This is a genomic window from Pseudomonas sp. FP453 (genome assembly GCF_030687495.1).
In the GTDB taxonomy this organism is placed as follows: domain Bacteria; phylum Pseudomonadota; class Gammaproteobacteria; order Pseudomonadales; family Pseudomonadaceae; genus Aquipseudomonas.
In genome coordinates this window covers 1296286-1316309 of record NZ_CP117435.1, presented here as the reverse complement: position 1 = coordinate 1316309, position 20024 = coordinate 1296286, and the positions used below count along the sequence as shown (strand labels likewise).

The following is a 20024-nucleotide window of genomic DNA, read 5'->3' as shown; positions in this document are numbered from 1 at the left end:
GACGCGACATTTAATGTCAATATCGCGCCTTCCCCTATTTCGTCGCCCCGTGCGGCTTTCGCCGCAGGTCTCGCCCGTTGTCACAATAAACAAGGCTTTGAGTATCTGCGGTCTGTTGCAAAAAGGTAGTTAATGATGAGCGCAAGGCACTTTCTCTCCCTGATGGATTGCACGCCCGAAGAGCTGGTCAGCGTGATCCGTCGAGGCATTGAGCTTAAAGACCTGCGTAACCGCGGCGTACTGTTCGAGCCTTTGAAAAACCGCGTGCTCGGGATGATTTTCGAGAAATCCTCGACCCGCACCCGCGTGTCTTTTGAAGCCGGCATGATCCAGCTGGGCGGCCAAGCCATCTTCCTGTCATCGCGCGACACCCAGCTGGGCCGTGGCGAGACCGTCGCCGACAGCGCCATCGTGATGTCGAGCATGCTCGATGCGGTGATGATCCGCACCTTCGCCCACAGCACCGTCACTGAATTTGCCGCCCACTCCCGCGTACCAGTGATCAACGGCCTGTCCGATGACCTGCACCCGTGCCAGTTGCTGGCCGACATGCAAACCTTCCTTGAGCACCGTGGTTCGATCCAGGGCAAGACCGTGGCCTGGATCGGCGACGGCAACAACATGTGCAACAGCTATATAGAAGCGGCGATCCAGTTCGACTTCCAACTGCGCGTTGCCTGCCCGGAGGGCTACGAGCCTGACGCCCGTTTCCTCGCACAAGCCGGCGAGCGCGTCACCGTTGTGCGTGACCCACGCGAAGCAGTGATGGGCGCGCACCTCGTCAGCACCGACGTCTGGACCTCCATGGGCCAGGAAGAAGAAACCGCCAAGCGCCTCGCGCTCTTCGCGCCGTTCCAGGTAACCCGTGCCCTGCTCGATCTGGCTGCACCGGACGTGCTGTTCATGCACTGCCTGCCGGCCCACCGTGGTGAAGAAATCAGCCTCGACCTGCTGGATGACAGCCGTTCGGTCGCCTGGGACCAGGCCGAAAACCGCCTGCATGCACAAAAGGCCCTGCTCGAATTCCTCGTCCCGCCGTCGTACCACCACGCATGAGCCAGCCATTCCTGCTGAACCTGCGCAATCTGGCATGCGGCTATCAAGATCAACGGGTGGTGCAGAACCTCAATCTGCACCTCAACGCCGGCGACATCGGCTGCCTGCTGGGCTCCTCGGGTTGCGGCAAGACCACCACCCTGCGCGCGATCGCCGGGTTTGAGCCGGTCCACGAAGGGGAAATCAGCCTGGCGGGCGAAGTGATCTCCAGCGCCGGTTTCACCCTGGCACCGGAGAAACGTCGCATCGGCATGGTGTTCCAGGACTACGCCCTGTTTCCCCACCTCAGCGTGGCGGACAACATTGCGTTCGGCATTCGCAAGCACCCGCAAAAAGACCGCGTGGTCGCCGAGTTGCTGGAACTGGTCAACCTGAAGAACCTGGGCAAGCGCTTCCCCCACGAGCTTTCCGGCGGGCAGCAACAACGCGTCGCCCTCGCCCGCGCCCTGGCGCCGGAACCGCAACTGCTGCTACTGGATGAGCCGTTCTCCAACCTCGACGGCGAACTGCGGCGCAAGCTCAGCCACGAAGTGCGCGACATCCTCAAGGCGCGCGGCACCAGTGCGATCCTGGTGACCCATGACCAGGAAGAAGCGTTCGCCGTGAGCGATCAGGTCGGCGTCTTCAAGGAAGGCCGCCTGGAGCAATGGGACACGCCCTACAACCTCTATCACGAACCGCAGACAACCTATGTCGCGAGCTTTATCGGCCAGGGTTATTTCATCCGTGGCCAATTGAGCTCGCCGGACTCGGTCAGCACCGAACTGGGCGACCTGCGCGGGAACCGCGCCTACCCATGGCCAACCGGTGGCGCCGTGGATGTATTGCTGCGCCCCGACGACATCGTCTACGCGCCAGACAGCACGTTGAAAGCGCGGATCGTGGGCAAGACCTTCCTCGGCGCGTCGACCCTGTATCGCCTGCAACTGCCGACGGGTGCGCAGTTGGAGTCGATTTTTCCAAGCCACGCCGACCATCAGGTGGGCGCGGATGTAGGGATTCGGGTGGCGGCGGAGCACCTCGTACTGTTCCAGGCGTCAGGAAGTGTGGCGGCGCAGATTCCGCAATCCGATTCCGGCGTGCGCCGTTACAGCGCTGCCCACTGACAAAACCGGATCAAAAAATGTGGGAGCGGGCTTGCCCGCGATTGCGGTGGATCAGTCAAAAACATATCGACTGGCACACCGCTATCGCAGGCAAGCCAGCTCCCACATTCGTTTTGCATAGGTTCTAAGAAAGGTAATCAGGCCCGCCCAATCGGCGCAAATTTCGCCTGGGTATGCTCCGCCAACACCGCTGCCGGCAACTCAACCTCAAGCCCCCTTCTCCCCGCACTCACAAAAATCGTCGCAAACGGCTGCGCCGTCTCATCGATAAACGTACGCAAGCGCTTCTTCTGCCCCAACGGGCTGATCCCGCCCAGCAAGTAACCGGTAGAACGCTGCGCCGCTGCCGGATCGGCCATTTCGACTTTCTTGACACCTGCCGCGTGAGCTAGCGCCTTCAGGTCCAGACTTCCGACGACCGGCACCACCGCCACCAATAATTCGCCCTTTTCACTGCTGGCCAGCAAGGTCTTGAACACCTGCGCCGGATCCAGCGCCAACTTCTCCGCGGCCTCCAGGCCATACGAAGCCGCCTTGGGATCATGTTCATAACTGTGAATACGATGTTCGGCGCGAACTTTTTTCAACAGGTCCAATGCAGGGGTCATGCTGGCTCCAGGCGTGGCAAACAGATGGCCAATTCTAGGCCAAGCCCGCGTAAAACGCTCTACTGCGCACGCTTCGCCGTACACACACAATGTTACAAGCGTGGTCATTCACCCGATCAATAGTTTGAAAGTGACCAATGGTTCACTTTCGACCTTTGACAGCCGTCATTCTTGTCTATATTTTTTCGTTTCCGAATCCTGTAGGAATGCTCCTGCAGCACTCGAGCAGTAAGCCGTGTCCGGGATGGGGATCCTTGCCACGGTGAAAATCGCGCAACGCTCCGTTGAGAGCGTGCGCCAGACAAGAACAACAACTGAGGTTTTCCATGACAACTGCTCTTCAACAGCCTTCACTTTCGAGCCAATGCATGGCCGAATTCCTGGGGACTGCGCTGCTGATCTTCTTCGGTACAGGATGCGTCGCTGCGCTCAAGGTCGCGGGTGCCAGCTTTGGTTTGTGGGAAATCAGTATTATCTGGGGGGTTGGCGTCAGCATGGCGATCTACCTGAGCGCCGGTATTTCCGGGGCGCACCTCAACCCGGCGGTCAGTATCGCCCTGTGCATTTTCGCCGACTTCGAAAAGCGCAAACTGCCCTTCTACATTCTCGCCCAGGTCGCCGGCGCCTTCTGCTCGGCCGCCTTGGTGTACACCCTCTACAGCAATCTGTTTTTCGATTACGAACAAACCCACCATATGGTTCGCGGCTCCCAGGCCAGCCTGGAATTGGCGTCGGTGTTCTCCACCTACCCCCATGCGCTGCTGAGCACCGCCCAGGCGTTCCTGGTGGAAGTGGTGATCACCGCGATCCTGATGGGCGTGATCATGGCCCTCACCGATGACAACAACGGCTTGCCGCGCGGCCCGCTGGCCCCGCTGCTGATCGGCCTGCTGATCGCCGTGATCGGTAGCGCCATGGGCCCGTTGACCGGCTTTGCGATGAACCCGGCGCGTGATTTCGGGCCCAAGCTAATGACCTTTTTCGCTGGCTGGGGTGAAATAGCCTTTACTGGCGGTCGCGATATTCCTTACTTCCTGATTCCGGTTTTCGCGCCAATTGTTGGCGCATGCCTGGGTGCTGCGGCCTATCGCGGGCTGATTGCCCGTCATCTGCCGAGCGCCGCACCTACTGTTGCAGAAGAAACACCTGACACGGCTGTCAACGGCAAGACCCGTATTTCCTGATAGCGCCAGCCTGGACGCACCTGCCCTTTTTGCGGCCCAGGCTGATTACCGACTTTCTTATTTCCCAAGGCATTCGACATGACCGATATTCAGAATAAGAACTACATCATCGCCCTTGACCAAGGCACCACCAGCTCGCGAGCGATCATCTTTGATCGTGACGCCAACGTGGTGTGCACCGCCCAGCGCGAGTTCGCCCAGCATTACCCGCAAGCGGGCTGGGTCGAGCATGACCCGATGGAAATCTTCGCCACCCAGAGCGCGGTAATGGTCGAGGCCCTGGCCCAGGCCGGCCTGCACCATGACCAGGTCGCCGCCATCGGCATCACCAACCAGCGTGAAACCACCGTGGTGTGGGACAAGGTCACCGGCCGCCCGATCTACAACGCCATCGTCTGGCAGTGCCGCCGCAGCACCGAGATCTGCCAGCAACTCAAGCGCGACGGCCACGAGCAATACATCAGCGACACCACCGGCCTGGTCACCGACCCGTACTTCTCCGGCACCAAGCTCAAGTGGATCCTCGACAACGTCGAAGGCAGCCGCGAACGTGCGCGCAACGGCGAACTGCTGTTCGGCACCATCGACAGCTGGCTGATCTGGAAATTTACCGGCGGCAAGACCCACGTCACCGACTACACCAACGCCTCGCGCACCATGCTCTTCAACATCCACACCCTGGAGTGGGATGCGAAGATGCTGGAGATCCTCGACATTCCCCGCGAGATGTTGCCGGAAGTGAAGTCGTCGTCGGAAATCTACGGCCGCACCAAAAGCGGCATCGCCATCGGCGGTATCGCTGGCGACCAACAGGCCGCGCTGTTCGGCCAGATGTGCGTCGAAGCCGGCCAGGCCAAGAACACCTACGGCACCGGCTGCTTCCTGCTGATGAACACCGGCGACAAGGCAGTGAAATCCAAGCACGGCATGCTCACCACCATCGCGTGCGGCCCGCGTGGCGAAGTGGCCTACGCCCTGGAAGGCGCAGTGTTCAACGGCGGCTCCACCGTGCAGTGGCTGCGTGATGAGCTGAAAATCATCAACGACGCCCACGACACCGAATACTTCGCCGGCAAGGTCAAGGACAGCAACGGCGTGTACCTGGTGCCCGCCTTCACCGGCCTGGGTGCGCCGTACTGGGACCCATATGCCCGTGGCGCGCTGTTCGGCCTGACCCGTGGCGTACGCGTGGATCACATTATTCGTGCAGCCCTGGAGTCGATTGCCTACCAGACCCGTGACGTGCTCGACGCCATGCAGCAGGACTCCGGCGAACGCCTCAAAGCCCTGCGCGTGGACGGCGGCGCCGTGGCCAACAACTTCCTGATGCAATTCCAGGCCGACATCCTCGGCACCCAGGTCGAGCGCCCGCAAATGCGCGAAACCACCGCACTCGGCGCGGCCTATCTGGCTGGCCTGGCATGCGGCTTCTGGGGCAGCCTGGACGAGTTGCGCGGCAAGGCCGTGATCGAGCGCGAATTCGAACCACAACTGGACGAAGCGGCCAAAGAGAAGCTCTACGCCGGCTGGCAAAAAGCCGTTAGCCGCACCCGTGACTGGGAGCCCCACGAAGGCGCCGAATAAGCCAACGTCAGGTTGTAACTGGCCGGGAGCCGATTCCTGCGTCATCATGGGCCACTTTTGTATGGCAGCCCAAAGGACGCCCAATGAATCTGCCTCCCCGCCAACAACAAATCCTCGAACTGGTCCGCGAACGCGGCTACGTCAGTATCGAGGAAATGGCGCAGCTGTTCGTCGTCACCCCGCAAACCATCCGCCGCGATATCAACCAGCTGGCGGACGCCAATCTGCTGCGCCGCTACCACGGCGGCGCGGCCTATGACTCCAGTGTCGAGAACACCGCGTACGCCATGCGCGCCGACCAGATGCGCGACGAGAAACAGCGCATCGGCGAAGCCATTGCCGCACAGATCCCCGACCACGCCTCGCTGTTCATCAATATCGGCACCACCACCGAATCCATCGCCCGCGCGTTGCTCAACCACAACCACCTGAAAATCATCACCAACAACCTCAACGTCGCCACCATGCTCAGTGCCAAGGACGACTTCGACGTGCTGCTGACCGGCGGCAACGTGCGCCGCGATGGCGGTGTGGTGGGCCAGGCCAGTGTGGATTTCATCAACCAGTTCAAGGTGGATTTTGCCTTGGTGGGCATCAGCGGCATCGATGAAGATGGCAGCCTGCTGGACTTTGATTACCAGGAAGTGCGGGTGTCCCAGGCGATCATTGCCAATGCACGACAGGTGATTCTGGCGGCGGATTCGAGCAAGTTCGGGCGCAATGCCATGATTCGCCTGGGGCCGATCAGCCTGGTGGATTGCTTGGTGACCGACCAACAGCCGGTGCCGGCGTTGGTGCAGTTGTTGAGTGAGCATAAGGTGCGGCTGGAAGTCGTTTAAACCTTCGAACTCTCGGGTGACTGGACCGCCGCCATCGCGGGCAAGCCCGCTCCCACATTCGACCGCATTCCCATGCTGGAACTCGGTCAACTGTGGGAGCGGGCTTGCCCGCGATGGCGATCTACCTAGCACCGACCTCCCCAAGCCTGCATCTGGCTCCTGTTCACAAATTTTCCTTCCCCAGCCCTTCGATGAATTTTTTCAATCGAACTCGGCTGGCTGCGCGCGCATTTATCAGCTACCATTTTCGCAAATGAACATTAATGTTCGAATTCCAAGACGAAAAAATCGCGAGGCCAGCCGATGAACCCTTCCACCTTGCCTGCTCCACCGCTTGCCGAAGTCTATGACGTCGCCGTAATCGGCGGCGGGATCAATGGCGTCGGCATTGCAGCAGACGCAGCCGGGCGCGGTTTGTCGGTGTTCCTTTGTGAAAAGGACGACCTCGCCAGCCACACCTCTTCCGCCAGCAGCAAGCTGATCCACGGCGGCCTGCGCTACCTCGAACATTACGAATTCCGCCTGGTGCGCGAAGCCCTTGCCGAACGTGAAGTGCTGCTGGCCAAGGCCCCGCACATCGTCAAGCAGATGCGCTTTGTCCTTCCGCACCGCCCGCACCTGCGCCCGGCGTGGATGATTCGTGCCGGCCTGTTCCTGTACGACAACCTCGGCAAGCGCGAAAAGCTCGCCGGTTCGAAAAGCCTCAAGTTCGGCGCCGACAGCCCGCTGAAAAGCGAAATCACCAAAGGCTTCGAATACTCCGACTGCTGGGTCGATGACGCCCGCCTCGTGGTGTTGAACGCCATGGCCGCCCGCGAGAAAGGCGCACACATCCACACCCAGACCCGTTGCATCAGCGCGCACCGCAGCAAGGGCCTGTGGGAAATGAACATGGAACGTGCCGATGGCAGCCTGTTCTCGATCCGTGCCCGCGCACTGGTCAACGCCGCTGGCCCGTGGGTTGCCAAGTTCATCAAGGATGACCTCAAGCTGGATTCGCCCTACGGCATCCGCTTGATCCAGGGCAGCCACCTGATCGTGCCGAAACTCTACGAAGGCGCCCACGCCCACATCCTGCAGAACGAAGACCAGCGCATCGTCTTCACCATTCCGTACCTGAACCACCTGACCATCATCGGTACCACCGACCGCGAATACACCGGCGATCCGGCGAAAGTGGCAATCACCGAAGGTGAAACCGACTACATGCTCAAGGTGGTCAACGCGCACTTCAAGAAGCAGCTGAGCCGCGACGACATCGTGCACACCTACTCTGGCGTGCGCCCGCTGTGCAACGACGAATCGGACAACCCGTCGGCCATCACCCGCGACTACACCCTGGCGCTGTCCGGCGGCACGGGCGAGGCACCGATCCTGTCGGTGTTCGGCGGCAAGCTGACCACCTACCGCAAGCTCGCCGAGTCGGCGATGGCGCAACTGGCGCCGTACTTCACGCAGATGCGCCCCAGCTGGACCGCGAAGGCCAGCCTGCCCGGCGGCGAAGACATGACCACGCCCGAAGCTCTGGCCGAAGCGATCCGCCACAAGTTCGACTGGGTGCCGAGCGAAATCGCGCGCCGCTGGTCCACCACCTACGGCAGCCGCACCTGGCGCCTGCTGGAAGGCGTGCAATCGCTGGCGGATCTGGGCGAGCACCTCGGGGGCGGCCTGTACACCCGCGAAGTCGACTACCTGTGCACGGAAGAGTGGGCGACCCAGCCCCAGGACGTCCTGTGGCGCCGTACCAAGCTCGGCCTGTTCACCACCCCGGAAGAACAGGACAACGTGCAGCGTTATCTGTCCAAGGTTGAGCGCAATCGCGGCAAGATCGAAGCGGCCTGATCGATCTTCCGTACAGAAGCCCCTGCGCCGCGAGGCCCGGGGGCTTTTTTACGTCCGCCCCATTCGGTTTTCCGAACGCAACGTCCCTGGCGATTCGGTTTGCCGGATTAAATGTAGGAAAATTCGCCGTCACACAAAGTTAATCATCATATAAATCATAGAGTTAGACTTTTGTTTCGGGTCTGGCACGACTCATGCTCTACACTCCCTGACGATTGCCTGAGACGCCTCAGGAGCCGTCACGGGCATTCGCTGTACAAGAGAGCCGTTTAGCCGGCTTCATAAAAAAAACAAATGTCGAGGAAGTATTGATGCGCATCGTTCCCCATATCCTGGGCGCAGCTATCGCTGCTGCTCTGATCAGCACTCCAGTTTTCGCCGCCGAACTCACCGGCACACTGAAGAAAATCAACGACTCCGGCACCATCACCCTCGCGCACCGCGACAGCTCCATTCCGTTTTCCTACATCGCGGATGGTTCGGGCAAGCCAGTGGGCTACTCCCACGACATTCAGTTGGCCGTCGTCGAGCAACTGAAAAAAGACCTGAACAAACCCGACCTGAAGGCCAAGTACAACCTGGTCACTTCGCAAACTCGTATTCCGCTGATCCAGAACGGCACCGCGGACCTCGAGTGCGGCTCCACCACCAACAACGCCGAACGCGCCCAGCAAGTTGATTTCACCGTCAACATCTTCGAAATCGGCACCCGCCTGCTGGTCAAGAAAGACAAGGATGGCAAGCCGTCCTACGCTGACTTCGCCGACCTCAAAGGCAAGAACGTCGTGACCACCGCCGGCACCACGTCCGAGCGCATCATCAAGGCGATGAACGCCGACAAGCAGATGGGCATGAACGTCATCTCCGCCAAAGACCACGGCGAATCCTTCCAGATGCTGGAAAGCGGCCGCGCCGTAGCCTTCATGATGGACGACGCCCTGCTGGCCGGTGAAGAAGCCAAGGCCAAGAAGCCGGACGACTGGGTCATCACCGGTACTCCGCAGTCCTTCGAAGCCTACGCGTGCATGGTGCGTAAAGACGACCCAGCCTTCAAAAAGGCCGTCGATGACGCCATCGTCGCCCTGTACAAGTCCGGCGAGATCAACAAGATCTACAGCAAGTGGTTCGAGAGCCCGATTCCACCAAAAGGCCTGAACCTGAACTTCCCGATGAGCGACAAGGTGAAGGAGCTGATCGCCAACCCAAGCGACAAACCAGCGCCTGACGTAAAAATCTGATACCTGACTAAGCTTATCTCCTGAGGGAGCCAACCCTCCCTCAGGCGTCTGTTACTACCTGCTGGCTTTATTTGGAACACTCGACCTGGCGGTTTTCGAGCCGATCTTGTGTGCCTGGCGTTCACCGTCGGGCGGGAATGGATTTTCCCCAAGCGGGTGCTTGTACATTGATCGACTTCGAGGGGAGACCCTAATGAATTACAACTGGGACTGGGGCGTGTTCTTCAAGTCCACCGGCGTGGGCAGCGAGACTTATCTCGACTGGTACATCGCCGGCCTGGGCTGGACCATTGCCATCGCTGTCGTGGCATGGATTATCGCCTTGCTGCTGGGCTCCATTCTGGGGGTCATGCGCACCGTGCCAAACCGCCTCGTATCGGGCATCGCGACCTGCTACGTGGAACTGTTTCGTAACGTGCCGCTGCTGGTGCAGCTGTTCATCTGGTACTTCCTGATCCCCGACCTGCTGCCGCAAAACCTGCAGGACTGGTACAAACAAGACCTCAACCCGACCACCTCGGCCTACCTGAGCGTTGTCGTGTGCCTGGGCCTGTTCACCGCCGCCCGCGTGTGTGAGCAAGTGCGTACCGGCATCCAGGCGCTGCCGCGCGGCCAGGAATCCGCCGCGCGCGCCATGGGCTTCAAGCTGCCGCAGATCTACTGGAACGTGCTGCTGCCCCAGGCCTACCGGATCATCATTCCGCCGCTTACCTCGGAATTCCTCAACGTGTTCAAGAACTCCTCCGTGGCGTCCTTGATCGGCCTGATGGAATTGCTGGCGCAAACCAAGCAGACCGCCGAGTTCTCGGCCAACCTGTTTGAAGCCTTCACCCTGGCCACGCTGATCTACTTCACCCTGAACATGAGCCTGATGCTGCTCATGCGCCTGGTCGAGAAGAAAGTCGCAGTGCCCGGCCTGATCTCCGTGGGGGGTAAATAATGGAACTTGATTTCAGCGGTATCATCCCCGCTATCCCAGGCCTGTGGAACGGCATGGTCATGACCTTGCAGCTGATGGTCATGGGCGTGGTCGGCGGCATCGCGTTGGGTACGGTCCTCGCGCTGATGCGCCTGTCGTCCAACAAACTGTTGTCGCGCGTGGCTGGCGCCTATGTGAACTACTTCCGCTCGATCCCGTTGCTGCTGGTGATCACCTGGTTCTACCTGGCGGTACCGTTCGTGCTGCGCTGGATCACGGGCGAAGACACCCCGATCGGCGCGTTCGCCTCCTGCGTCGTGGCCTTCATGATGTTCGAAGCCGCGTACTTCTGTGAAATCGTGCGGGCCGGCGTGCAGTCGATCCCCAAGGGCCAGATGGGCGCAGCGCAAGCGATGGGCATGACCTATGGCCAGACCATGCGCCTGATCATCCTGCCCCAGGCGTTCCGCAAGATGACCCCGTTGCTGCTGCAACAGTCGATCATCCTGTTCCAGGACACCTCGCTGGTCTACACCGTGGGCCTGGTGGACTTCCTCAACTCCGCCCGCTCCAACGGCGACATCATCGGCCGCTCCAATGAGTTCCTGATCTTTGCCGGTGTCGTCTACTTCATCATCAGCTTTTCCGCCTCGCTGCTGGTCAAGCGTCTGCAAAAAAGGTTTGCCGTATGATCTCTATCAAGAACATCAACAAGTGGTATGGCGACTTCCAGGTGCTGACCGATTGCAGCACTGATGTCAAAAAAGGCGAAGTGATCGTGGTGTGCGGGCCGTCCGGCTCGGGCAAGTCCACCCTGATCAAGTGCGTCAACGCGCTGGAACCGTTCCAGAAGGGCGACATCATCGTGGACGGCACCTCCATCGCCGACCCGAAGACCAACCTGCCAAAACTGCGCTCGCGCGTGGGCATGGTGTTCCAGCACTTCGAACTGTTCCCGCACCTGACCATCACCGAAAACCTGACCATCGCGCAGATCAAGGTGCTCGGCCGCAGCAAGGAAGAAGCCACCAAGAAAGGCCTGCAACTGCTGGAGCGCGTCGGCCTGTCGGCGCACGCCCACAAGCATCCCGGCCAGCTCTCCGGCGGCCAGCAACAACGTGTGGCGATTGCCCGCGCGTTGGCCATGGACCCGATCGTCATGCTGTTCGACGAACCGACCTCGGCCCTCGACCCGGAAATGGTCAACGAAGTGCTCGACGTCATGGTGCAACTGGCCCAGGAAGGCATGACCATGATGTGCGTGACCCACGAAATGGGCTTCGCCCGCAAAGTGGCCGACCGCGTGATCTTCATGGACGCCGGCAAGATCATCGAAGACTGCCCGAAAGAAGAGTTCTTCGGCGACATCAGCGCCCGCTCCGAACGCGCGCAGCACTTCCTTGAGAAAATCCTGCAACACTAAAACCGGGCTCGCGCTCCCTGTGGGAACCGGGCCTGTGCAGGCACTGGCTCTTGTGTGGGAGCTGGCTTGTGTGGGAGCTGGCTTGCCTGCGATAGGATCGCCTCGGTGCCACTGATAGACCGAGGTGTCTGCATCGCAGGCAAGCCAGCTCCCACACAAGCCCCAGTGCCCACACAAACACCGGGCCAACAGCTCTGGTTGACCCAAGGCATCTGTGATGAAATGCGACCCCAACCAATTTCGCGCCGCACCGCCATCACTTGCCGTGAAACCACGCCTGATTCGCCAACTGTTCCTGCCGCCGTTGATTATCGCCCTGATGATCGGCCTGGGTTATGTCGGCTTCTGGATCAGTGAGTACTATGGCATCCGCACCCTCAGCGACAACGGCGAACGCCAGCTGGAGCTGCACGCCCGCACCGTCGAAAGCGAACTGAGCAAATACACCTACCTGCCGAGCCTGCTGGAGCTGGAAGCCAGCGTCTCCAAGCTACTGGCCGAGCCGAGCCAGGAAACCCGCAAATCGGTCAACGACTACCTTGAAGGCCTGAACCGACGCAGTCGCAGTCGGGCCATCTACGTGATGGACACCACCGGCCGCGTGCTGGCCACCAGTAACTGGCGCGATGCCGACAGTTACCAGGGTGAAGACCTGTCCTTTCGCGCCTATTTCCAGAACGCCGTACGCGGCCAGCCCGGGCGTTTCTACGGCATCGGCAGCACCAACGGCGAGCCCGGCTACTACCTGGCCCATGGCCTGGAAGAACACGGCAAGATCATCGGCGTGGCCGTGGTCAAGGTGCGCCTCGAAGCCCTGGAAGAGCGCTGGCAGCGCGCGCGCCTCGAAGCCTTTGTCAGCGACGAGAATGGCATCATCATCCTCTCCAGCGACCCGGCCCGGCGCCTCAAGGCCGTGCGCCCGCTGAGCGATGACACCAAGGACCGCCTGGCCCACAGCCTGCAATATTACTGGGCGACGCTCAACGAGTTGGAGCCCCTGGCCCGCGAGCGCCTCAACGAAGGCACCGAGAAGCTCACCTTCCCCGCCAACAGCGAAGTGGTCAACGACGAGCACGAAGTCAGCTACCTGGCGCAAACCCGCCCGCTCAACGACACGCCGTGGAACTTCACCCTGCTCACCCCGCTCAACGACCTGCGCCGCGCCGCGATCAACCAGGGCATCCTGGTGGCCGTGGCCTTTGGCCTGGTGGCGTTCCTGCTGATCGCCTGGAACGAGCGGCGCAAGGTCATCGCCACGCGCCTCGCCGCGCGGGAAGCGTTGCAGGAAGCCAACAGCCAGTTGGAGCGTCGGATTGCCGAACGGACCACCGACCTGCGCGCCAGCAACGAACGGCTCAAGGGCCAGATCCGTGAACGGCGCCAGGCCGAAGAAACCCTGCGCCGCGCCCAGGACGAGCTGGTGCAAGCCGGCAAGCTGGCCGCCATCGGCCAGATGTCCACCAGCATCGCCCACGAATTGAACCAGCCGCTGGCCGCGCTGCGCACCTTGTCCGGCAATACCGTGCGCTTCCTTGAGCGCGGCGCCCTGGACACCGCCAGCGCCAACCTCAAGACCATCAACGAACTGATCGACCGCATGGGCCGCATCACCGCCAGCCTGCGCTCGTTCGCCCGGCGCGGTGACGACCAGGGCGAAGCCAACCTGGGCAAGGCCGTGGATGCCGCATTCCAGGTCCTCGGCGCACGCCTGGACACCCTGCCGCTGACCGTACACAGGGACTTTTCCCACGCCCAATTGCAGATTGATCAGACGCGCCTGGAGCAGATCCTGGTTAATCTGATCGGCAACGCCCTCGACGCCATGCAAGCCCAGCCGGCCCCGGAACTATGGCTGGACGGCAGCAGCGCCGAGGGCAAATACCGCCTGCACGTACGCGACAATGGCCACGGCATCGACGCCGAGGCGCGCAAGCATTTGTTCGAACCGTTCTTCACCACCAAACCCGGCGAGCAAGGCCTGGGCCTGGGCCTGACCCTGTCCGCCAGCCTCGCCGCGGCCACCGGCGGCAACCTTGCCGTGGAGCATCCGGTGGGCGGTGGTACTGCCTTTGTCCTGTGCCTGCCGTTGGCAGGCGCTCAAAAAGCTGAGCCGACATGACTACTGATCCCAAAGACCTCACCGTCCTGATTGTCGAGGACGACCCCCATGTGCTGCTGGGCTGCCAGCAAGCCCTGGCCCTGGAAGATATTCCCAGCGTCGGCGTGGCCAGTGCCGAGGAAGCGCTCAAGCGCATCGGCGAGAACTTCGCGGGCATTGTCATCAGCGATATCCGCCTGCCGGGCATCGACGGCCTGGAGTTGCTGACCCGCCTCAAGGCCCTGGATAAAAGCCTGCCGGTGGTGCTGATTACCGGGCATGGCGATATCTCCATGGCCGTCGGCGCCATGCGCAATGGCGCCTACGATTTCATGGAAAAACCCTTCTCCCCCGAACGCCTGGTGGACGTCGCCCGCCGCGCCCTGGAACAACGCGGGCTGGCGCGGGAAGTCTGGGCGCTGCGCCGTCAGCTGGCCGAGCGTGACTCCCTGGAAGGCCGCATCATCGGCCGCTCGCCGGCCATGCAGAACCTGCGCGAGCTGATCGCCAACGTCGCCGACACCTCGGCCAACGTGCTGATCGAAGGCGAGACCGGCACCGGCAAGGAACTGGTCGCCCGTTGCCTGCATGATTTCAGCCGCCGCCACAGTCACCAGTTCGTCGCCCTGAACTGCGGCGGCCTGCCGGAGAACCTGTTCGAAAGCGAGATTTTCGGCCATGAAGCCAACGCCTTCACCGGCGCCGGCAAGCGCCGCATCGGCAAGATCGAACACGCTCACGAGGGCACACTGTTCCTCGATGAAGTGGAAAGCATGCCGATCAACCTGCAAATCAAATTGCTGCGGGTGTTGCAGGAACGCACCCTCGAACGCCTGGGCTCGAACCAGAGCGTGGCCGTGGATTGCCGGGTGATCGCCGCGACCAAGTCCGACCTCGACGAACTAAGCCGCGCCAGCCAGTTCCGCAGCGACCTGTATTACCGCCTCAACGTGGTAACCCTGGAACTGCCGCCCCTGCGCGAACGCCGCGAAGACATCCTGCAACTGTTCGAACACTTCCTGCAGCAGTCGTCCCTGCGCTTTGACCGCGCCGCGCCGGAGCTGGACAACCAGACCGTGTCGAGCCTGATGAGCCACGACTGGCCGGGCAACGTGCGCGAACTGCGCAACGTCGCCGAACGCTTCGCCCTTGGCCTGCCTGCCTTCAAGAAAAGCGGCGCCACCGGCAGCAGCCAAGGCCTGGCCTTTACCGAAGCGGTGGAAGCCTTCGAGCGCAACCTGCTGGGCGACGCCCTGCAACGCAGCGGCGGCAACCTGACCCAGGCCAGCCTGGAACTGGGCATGGCCAAGACCACCTTGTTCGACAAGGTCAAGAAATATGGGTTGAGCCACTGATGGATCTGTTCCTGAAAGCCGCCCTGGGCGCGGCCGTCGTATTGATCCTGGCCGCGCTGGCCAAGACCAAGAACTACTACATTGCGGGCCTGGTGCCGCTGTTTCCGACCTTCGCGCTGATCGCCCACTACATCGTCGGCAAAGGCCGTTCGGTGGAGGACTTGAAGACCACGATCCTGTTCGGGATGTGGTCGATCATTCCGTACTTTGTGTATTTGGCGACGTTGTATGTGGTGGTGGATCGGTTGCGGCTTGAGGCATCGCTGGCCGTCGCCGCAGTAGCCTGGCTGATGGCCGCGACGGTGTTGGTGAGCATCTGGGTCCGCGTCCACACCTGACACAACTCGGTCAAAAACTGTGGGAGCTGGCTTGCCTGCGATAGCGGTGTGTCAGCCAAAGATGCTTTAACTGAACCACCGCTATCGCAGGCAAGCCAGCTCCCACATTTTAATCCCAGGGTGTCAGCGGACTATTTTGTCGACTTGGATACCCAGCTTCTTCAGGCGATACCAGAAGCTCCGCTCCGAAATCCCGATCTTCGCCGCAGCCGCCGCCTGCACCCCATTGCTCTCCTGCAACGCCGCCAGAATATAAGCCTTCTCCACCTCCGCCAGCGCCGCATCCAGGTCCTGCGGCACCCCCGGCCCATCACTGAGAATCGCCGCAACGCCGCCCTCGCTCGGGCGCGACGCAAACAGATACCCCGGCAAGTCGATGTCCTCGATCACCGGCGTCGCCGCGACAATCGTCGCGCGCTCCACGCAGTTTTGCAGCTCACGGATATTGCCCGGCCAGTGATACGCCGCCATCGCCTGCAACGCCTCGGCGCTGAAGCCGGTGATGCGCTTGCCGGCCGTGGCACTCAGGGTGTGGGCGAAGTGGCGGGCCAACGGCGCGATGTCTTCCACACGCTCGCGCAACGCCGGCAGGGGAATCGGGAACACGTTGAGGCGGTAATACAGGTCTTCGCGGAACTCCTTGTTGGCCACCGCCTCCAGCAGGTTCTTGTTGGTGGCGGCGATCACCCGCACATCCACCTTGCGCTCGCGGGGGTCGCCCACCGGTTCGATCACCCGCTCCTGCAACGCGCGCAGGATCTTGGCCTGCAACGCCAGCGGCATGTCGCCCACTTCGTCGAGGAACAGCGTGCCCTTGTCCGCCTGCTGAAAGCGCCCTACCCGGTCCGACACCGCGCCGGTAAAGGCGCCTTTGCGATGGCCGAACATTTCGCTTTCCAGCAAGCCCTCGGGGATCGCCGCGCAATTGACCGCCACGAACGGTTTGTCGGCGCGGCTGCCGTGTTTGTGGATGGCCCGCGCGACCATCTCCTTGCCGGTGCCGCTTTCGCCGGTGAGCAGGATGGTCGCGGCGCTGTCACGCACTGCGTCCACCGCCTGCAGCACGCTGCGGAATGCCGGGCTGTCACCCACCAGGCTGTCGAACTGGGCGTGTTCATCCAGCTCGGCGCGCAGGCGCGCGTTGTCGCGCAGGATGTCGCGAAACTGCAAGGCCTTGGCCACCGTGATGTCCAGCTCGTCGATGTCGAACGGCTTGGCGATGTAGTCATAGGCGCCGTTGCGCATCGATTGCACGGCGTTCTTCACCGTGCTGTAGGCGGTCATCACGATCACCGGCACCTGGGGATAGCGCACCTTGATCTCGGCCAACAGCGCCGGGCCGTCCATGCCGGGCATGCGCCAATCGCTGATCACCAGGTCGATGTCTTCCTGCTCCAGCACCTTGAGCGCGTGCAAGCCGTTGCCGGCGACAAACACCTGCACCTCGCTCTGGCCCAGGGCCGAGGCGAGCAAGTCGCAGAGCTTGGGCTCGTCGTCGACTACCAGAATGTTATGCGTCATGACTGTCCTCGTCGTCTTCGCCGATAGCCGGAATGTACAGGCTGAACGTGGCGCCGGCATCTTTCTCGCTGGTGCATTCGATGCTGCCGTCGTGACTTTCCATGATCGAGTAGACCTTGGCCAGCCCCAGGCCGGTGCCCGAGGCCTTGGTGGTGACGAACGGGGTGAAGATGCGCTCGATCATTTCTGCCGGGATGCCCTGGCCGCTGTCGGCGATGCTGATCACCGTGTTGTCGCCGACGCTGCGAATCCCCAGGCTCAGGCGCCCGCCGTCGGGCATGGCGTCGATGGCATTGAGGATCAAATTGAGGCACGCCTGCTTGAGTTGCTTGGCATCCGCGTAGATCGTCGCGCCCGGCGCCTGGTCGTCGACCTGCACATCGACATTGTGGGCTGTCAGCTCCGGCGCGCAGAAGCCGAGGATCTCGTCCACCAGCGGCCGCGCCGCCTGCAACACGCGCAACGGCGGGTTGGGCTTGGCGAAGTCGAGGAATTCGGTGATCAGCTCGTTGATGCGGCTGACTTCGCTGACCACGTATTCCAGGTGGCGCTTGTCGGTGTCCGCCAGGTCGGCACGCCGGTGCAGCAGTTGAGTGGCGGTCTTGATAATGCCCAGCGGGTTGCGGATTTCGTGGGCCAGGCCCATGGCGACTTCGCCCAGGGCATGCAAACGATCACGCCGGCGCAGTTGCGCTTCGAGGTGATGCAACTCGCCCAGGCGCTCGGTCATGTGGTTGAAGGTGCTGCTCAGCTGTGCCAACTCATCGCCGCCGCTGACCGCCACGCGGTGCTGGTAATTGCCGGAAATCACCGCATCCACACCCTCGGACAAGTCGCGCAAGGGCCGGGTCAAGCGGCGTGACACCAACACGCCCGCGCCCAGGGACAGCGCCGAGCTGACCAGGAAGATCAGCACAAACAGATTGCTCTGGTTCACCAACCCCACCAGGCTCGAATGGCGCAACAGACCGCTGAAGATCACGCCCTGCAGATCGCCGGCGTCGTTGAAGATCGGCCAGTACAAACCGCTGTAGTTGTTGGTGAACTGCTCGCTCGGTTGCCGGGTATTGCGCATCGCCGCTTCTACGTCCTTGGGGATGCGCGAGGGGTGATCCTGGAAACGCTGGGTGGAGAAAATCTCCGAGAAACCTTTCGGGTTGGCCAGATACAGGCGCAGGTCGAGCGAATGCACTTCGGCCACGCTGGTGAGGAAGCTGCTGTCCAGGTAGGTCGCCACCAGCAGCAGGTAATCGACGCCTTCCTTGCTGGTTTCGAAGGTCGAGACCACGATGCCGGTGTCCACCCCCGACACGCTCACCGTTTGCAGGACCGCGTTACTGGTCAGGCTGATCTGCTTGACGATGTCATCGGAGGCCGTGCTGAACATGATCTTGTGGTCGCTGACGCGAATCAGCGCGACCACGTCGATGTCCGTCGCATCGGCAATGTCGGCGGTCAAGCGGTCGTGCTTGGCGGCCAGGCGGTCCGAGGGCGGGCTGGCGTAGCGCAGGAACAATTTGGCCATGCGCGCGTTGTCGTGAACGATGTCGCCGATCTCGTCCTTGACGATGCGGGTGGACTCTTGCAGCCAGATCCGCACGTTGCTGTCGAAAATCTGCGACAGGGTGGTCGCGGCCAACTCGGCGGCGATCATCGTCGGGATCACGCTGACCAGCCAGAACGCCAGCACCAGCTTGCGCTGGACACTCCAGCGTGAAATCGCAAACGGACGGGCTTTCTGGCGGGTCTTGGTGATCATCAGGTTTCGCTTATCGCAGCAGCCATGGCAGGGTCGGAACGATCCGGTCGAATAAACAGTTTTACAAGCTTGAGCAGGCCGTTGACCAGCCGGTTGCGGTGGCGGAAGAACACACTGTTGCCCTGGAACTCGCAGCCCAGGCGCAGCTTACTGGCATACCCGGCCTGCCCGCACTCGTACAACGCAATATTGTGTTCAATACAGTAGTCCACATTGGTCAGCCAGCTGCGGAAGTACAAGTTGTAGTCGCGGGTGAATTCGACGTCATGCCCGAAGAACTTGTCCACCAGGCGGTGCTCGTCCACCAGGATCAGGTTGAACGCCACCAGGTGGTCATCCACCCAGTAGAGAACACACACCGCGCGTTCTCCGAGGCGTTCCAGCACACCGGTGAAATAGCCGGCGGGCAGGCGTTCGAACTGCAAGTCGGCGCGGGTGAGCGTGGCTTCGTACAGGCGCATGATCTCGGGCAGCACGTCGTCGATAGTGCGCCGCCACTCCACCCGCGGCCCTGGCGCGCGCAGCTTGCGGCGCAGGTCCTTGCGCGTGGATTTGCCCAGGGAGCCGAGGTAGGCGTCCACCGAGCCGTAGGGCAGCGGCAACACGCCCGTGGGCAGGCTCGGCATGCTTTGGAAGCCGGCGGCGCGGCAGCTGTCGGCCCAGTGCGGATCGTTGCTTGGCGCGTCCTTGACTGCGACGAGGCCGATGCCGAACTCATCGGCGTCCTGGCGGGCGGCGGCGAGCAGGTGCGTGAGCAGCAACGGGCGGCGCGATTCAGGCACGCTGCTGGCGAAACCCACATCGCAGCGCTCGGCCACCGGTGAGCCGAGGGCATACAAGCCCAATTGCAAAAGCCCCGGCCACAGTCGGTCCAGGCGTTCGGTCAAACGCTTGCCGGCGCCTGACACCGTGGTGTCGAGGCGGTAATGGGTGATGAACGCGGCAGCTACGGCCACCAGCGTTCCATTGTCGTACACCGCGAGGTAGCGCCATTGGAAATCCGCGATGGCGGCGCTTTCCACGGCGACGTAATAGTCCCAGTCCTCCAGGGCACCGGGGAAACAGTCGTTCCAGGCACTGCGCTGGAGAGCCCGGATGCTCGGGAAGGCTTGGGTGGTAATCACAGATTTCCCTTACTTCTATGGCGGACACCG

At 61.8% G+C, this 20024-nt stretch carries 17 protein-coding genes; 13 read left to right on the top strand and 4 right to left on the bottom strand.

Features of this window, described 5'->3' with window-relative positions:
• Positions 1–135: 135 nt before the first annotated feature.
• Both argF and PSH87_RS05855 read left to right on the top strand, forming a co-directional pair.
• A complete protein-coding gene (gene argF / locus PSH87_RS05860; protein WP_026136991.1) occupies positions 136–1056 on the top strand; it encodes an ornithine carbamoyltransferase in 921 nt (306 codons plus the stop codon).
• Positions 1053–2162, top strand: a complete 1110-nt coding sequence (locus PSH87_RS05855; protein ID WP_017738293.1) for an ABC transporter ATP-binding protein — start codon at positions 1053–1055, stop codon at positions 2160–2162. The genes argF and PSH87_RS05855 overlap by 4 nt, the downstream gene beginning before the upstream one ends.
• A 137-nt stretch (positions 2163–2299) precedes the next feature.
• Here PSH87_RS05855 and ybaK read toward each other — a convergent pair whose 3' ends face one another.
• Positions 2300–2770, bottom strand: coding sequence for a Cys-tRNA(Pro) deacylase (ybaK, locus tag PSH87_RS05850; RefSeq protein ID WP_305432868.1), 471 nt, complete (start codon positions 2768–2770; stop codon positions 2300–2302).
• A gap of 326 nt (positions 2771–3096) precedes the next feature.
• Here ybaK and PSH87_RS05845 point away from each other — a divergent pair, with 326 nt between their 5' ends.
• The 11 genes from PSH87_RS05845 (at position 3097) to PSH87_RS05795 (ending at position 15590) form a co-directional block, all read left to right on the top strand.
• Entirely contained in the window at positions 3097–3954 is an 858-nt protein-coding gene (locus PSH87_RS05845) for an MIP/aquaporin family protein (protein WP_305432867.1), read from the top strand.
• A 78-nt stretch (positions 3955–4032) separates the two neighbouring features.
• Complete coding sequence (glpK, locus tag PSH87_RS05840; RefSeq protein WP_305432866.1) at positions 4033–5538, top strand: glycerol kinase GlpK; 1506 nt, start codon at positions 4033–4035, stop codon at positions 5536–5538.
• Positions 5539–5621: 83 nt separating this feature from the next.
• Complete coding sequence (locus PSH87_RS05835; protein WP_017738297.1) at positions 5622–6377, top strand: DeoR/GlpR family transcriptional regulator; 756 nt, start codon at positions 5622–5624, stop codon at positions 6375–6377.
• Between the two features lie 303 nt (positions 6378–6680).
• On the top strand, positions 6681–8219 hold the full coding sequence (glpD, locus tag PSH87_RS05830; protein WP_017738298.1) for a glycerol-3-phosphate dehydrogenase: 1539 nt from the start codon (positions 6681–6683) through the stop codon (positions 8217–8219).
• A gap of 311 nt (positions 8220–8530) precedes the next feature.
• The gene (locus PSH87_RS05825; RefSeq protein ID WP_010212760.1) at positions 8531–9457 is read left to right on the top strand and encodes a glutamate/aspartate ABC transporter substrate-binding protein; all 927 of its coding nucleotides are present in this window, start codon (positions 8531–8533) and stop codon (positions 9455–9457) included.
• Positions 9458–9650: 193 nt separating this feature from the next.
• On the top strand, positions 9651–10397 hold the full coding sequence (locus PSH87_RS05820; protein WP_017738299.1) for an amino acid ABC transporter permease: 747 nt from the start codon (positions 9651–9653) through the stop codon (positions 10395–10397).
• Complete coding sequence (locus PSH87_RS05815; protein ID WP_017738300.1) at positions 10397–11068, top strand: amino acid ABC transporter permease; 672 nt, start codon at positions 10397–10399, stop codon at positions 11066–11068. Before PSH87_RS05820 ends, PSH87_RS05815 begins: the two co-directional genes overlap by 1 nt.
• Positions 11065–11799 carry an amino acid ABC transporter ATP-binding protein gene (locus tag PSH87_RS05810; protein WP_017738301.1) on the top strand — a complete coding sequence of 245 codons (735 nt, stop codon included), beginning with the start codon at positions 11065–11067 and terminating at the stop codon, positions 11797–11799. The genes PSH87_RS05815 and PSH87_RS05810 overlap by 4 nt, the downstream gene beginning before the upstream one ends.
• A 217-nt stretch (positions 11800–12016) precedes the next feature.
• Positions 12017–13918, top strand: a complete 1902-nt coding sequence (locus PSH87_RS05805; RefSeq protein ID WP_305432865.1) for a sensor histidine kinase — start codon at positions 12017–12019, stop codon at positions 13916–13918.
• Positions 13919–13971: 53 nt separating this feature from the next.
• Complete coding sequence (locus tag PSH87_RS05800) at positions 13972–15252, top strand: sigma-54 dependent transcriptional regulator (protein WP_305434261.1); 1281 nt, start codon at positions 13972–13974, stop codon at positions 15250–15252.
• The gene (locus PSH87_RS05795) at positions 15252–15590 is read left to right on the top strand and encodes a GlpM family protein (protein WP_124526125.1); all 339 of its coding nucleotides are present in this window, start codon (positions 15252–15254) and stop codon (positions 15588–15590) included. Before PSH87_RS05800 ends, PSH87_RS05795 begins: the two co-directional genes overlap by 1 nt.
• Positions 15591–15713: 123 nt before the next feature.
• Here the strand turns inward: PSH87_RS05795 and PSH87_RS05790 are convergent, their stop codons facing one another.
• The 3 genes from PSH87_RS05790 to PSH87_RS05780 are packed head-to-tail and all read right to left on the bottom strand — an operon-like array spanning position 15714 to position 19994.
• The gene (locus tag PSH87_RS05790; protein ID WP_017736167.1) at positions 15714–17111 is read right to left on the bottom strand and encodes a sigma-54 dependent transcriptional regulator; all 1398 of its coding nucleotides are present in this window, start codon (positions 17109–17111) and stop codon (positions 15714–15716) included.
• Entirely contained in the window at positions 17101–18870 is a 1770-nt protein-coding gene (locus tag PSH87_RS05785) for a HAMP domain-containing sensor histidine kinase (RefSeq protein WP_305432864.1), read from the bottom strand. Before PSH87_RS05785 ends, PSH87_RS05790 begins: the two co-directional genes overlap by 11 nt.
• On the bottom strand, positions 18870–19994 hold the full coding sequence (locus PSH87_RS05780; RefSeq protein WP_305432863.1) for a GNAT family N-acetyltransferase: 1125 nt from the start codon (positions 19992–19994) through the stop codon (positions 18870–18872). Before PSH87_RS05780 ends, PSH87_RS05785 begins: the two co-directional genes overlap by 1 nt.
• Positions 19995–20024: the final 30 nt, after the last annotated feature.

Coding starts and splice junctions, on each gene's coding strand:
- glpD (WP_017738298.1), top strand. CDS start 6,681: ATGAACCCTTCCACCTTGCCTGCTCCACCGCTTGCCGAAGTCTATGAC.
- argF (WP_026136991.1), top strand. CDS start 136: ATGAGCGCAAGGCACTTTCTCTCCCTGATGGATTGCACGCCCGAAGAG.
- PSH87_RS05815 (WP_017738300.1), top strand. CDS start 10,397: ATGGAACTTGATTTCAGCGGTATCATCCCCGCTATCCCAGGCCTGTGG.
- PSH87_RS05845 (WP_305432867.1), top strand. CDS start 3,097: ATGACAACTGCTCTTCAACAGCCTTCACTTTCGAGCCAATGCATGGCC.
- PSH87_RS05820 (WP_017738299.1), top strand. CDS start 9,651: ATGAATTACAACTGGGACTGGGGCGTGTTCTTCAAGTCCACCGGCGTG.
- ybaK (WP_305432868.1), bottom strand. CDS start 2,770: ATGACCCCTGCATTGGACCTGTTGAAAAAAGTTCGCGCCGAACATCGT.
- PSH87_RS05855 (WP_017738293.1), top strand. CDS start 1,053: ATGAGCCAGCCATTCCTGCTGAACCTGCGCAATCTGGCATGCGGCTAT.
- PSH87_RS05790 (WP_017736167.1), bottom strand. CDS start 17,111: ATGACGCATAACATTCTGGTAGTCGACGACGAGCCCAAGCTCTGCGAC.
- PSH87_RS05825 (WP_010212760.1), top strand. CDS start 8,531: ATGCGCATCGTTCCCCATATCCTGGGCGCAGCTATCGCTGCTGCTCTG.
- PSH87_RS05805 (WP_305432865.1), top strand. CDS start 12,017: ATGAAATGCGACCCCAACCAATTTCGCGCCGCACCGCCATCACTTGCC.
- PSH87_RS05810 (WP_017738301.1), top strand. CDS start 11,065: ATGATCTCTATCAAGAACATCAACAAGTGGTATGGCGACTTCCAGGTG.
- glpK (WP_305432866.1), top strand. CDS start 4,033: ATGACCGATATTCAGAATAAGAACTACATCATCGCCCTTGACCAAGGC.
- PSH87_RS05835 (WP_017738297.1), top strand. CDS start 5,622: ATGAATCTGCCTCCCCGCCAACAACAAATCCTCGAACTGGTCCGCGAA.
- PSH87_RS05785 (WP_305432864.1), bottom strand. CDS start 18,870: ATGATCACCAAGACCCGCCAGAAAGCCCGTCCGTTTGCGATTTCACGC.
- PSH87_RS05795 (WP_124526125.1), top strand. CDS start 15,252: ATGGATCTGTTCCTGAAAGCCGCCCTGGGCGCGGCCGTCGTATTGATC.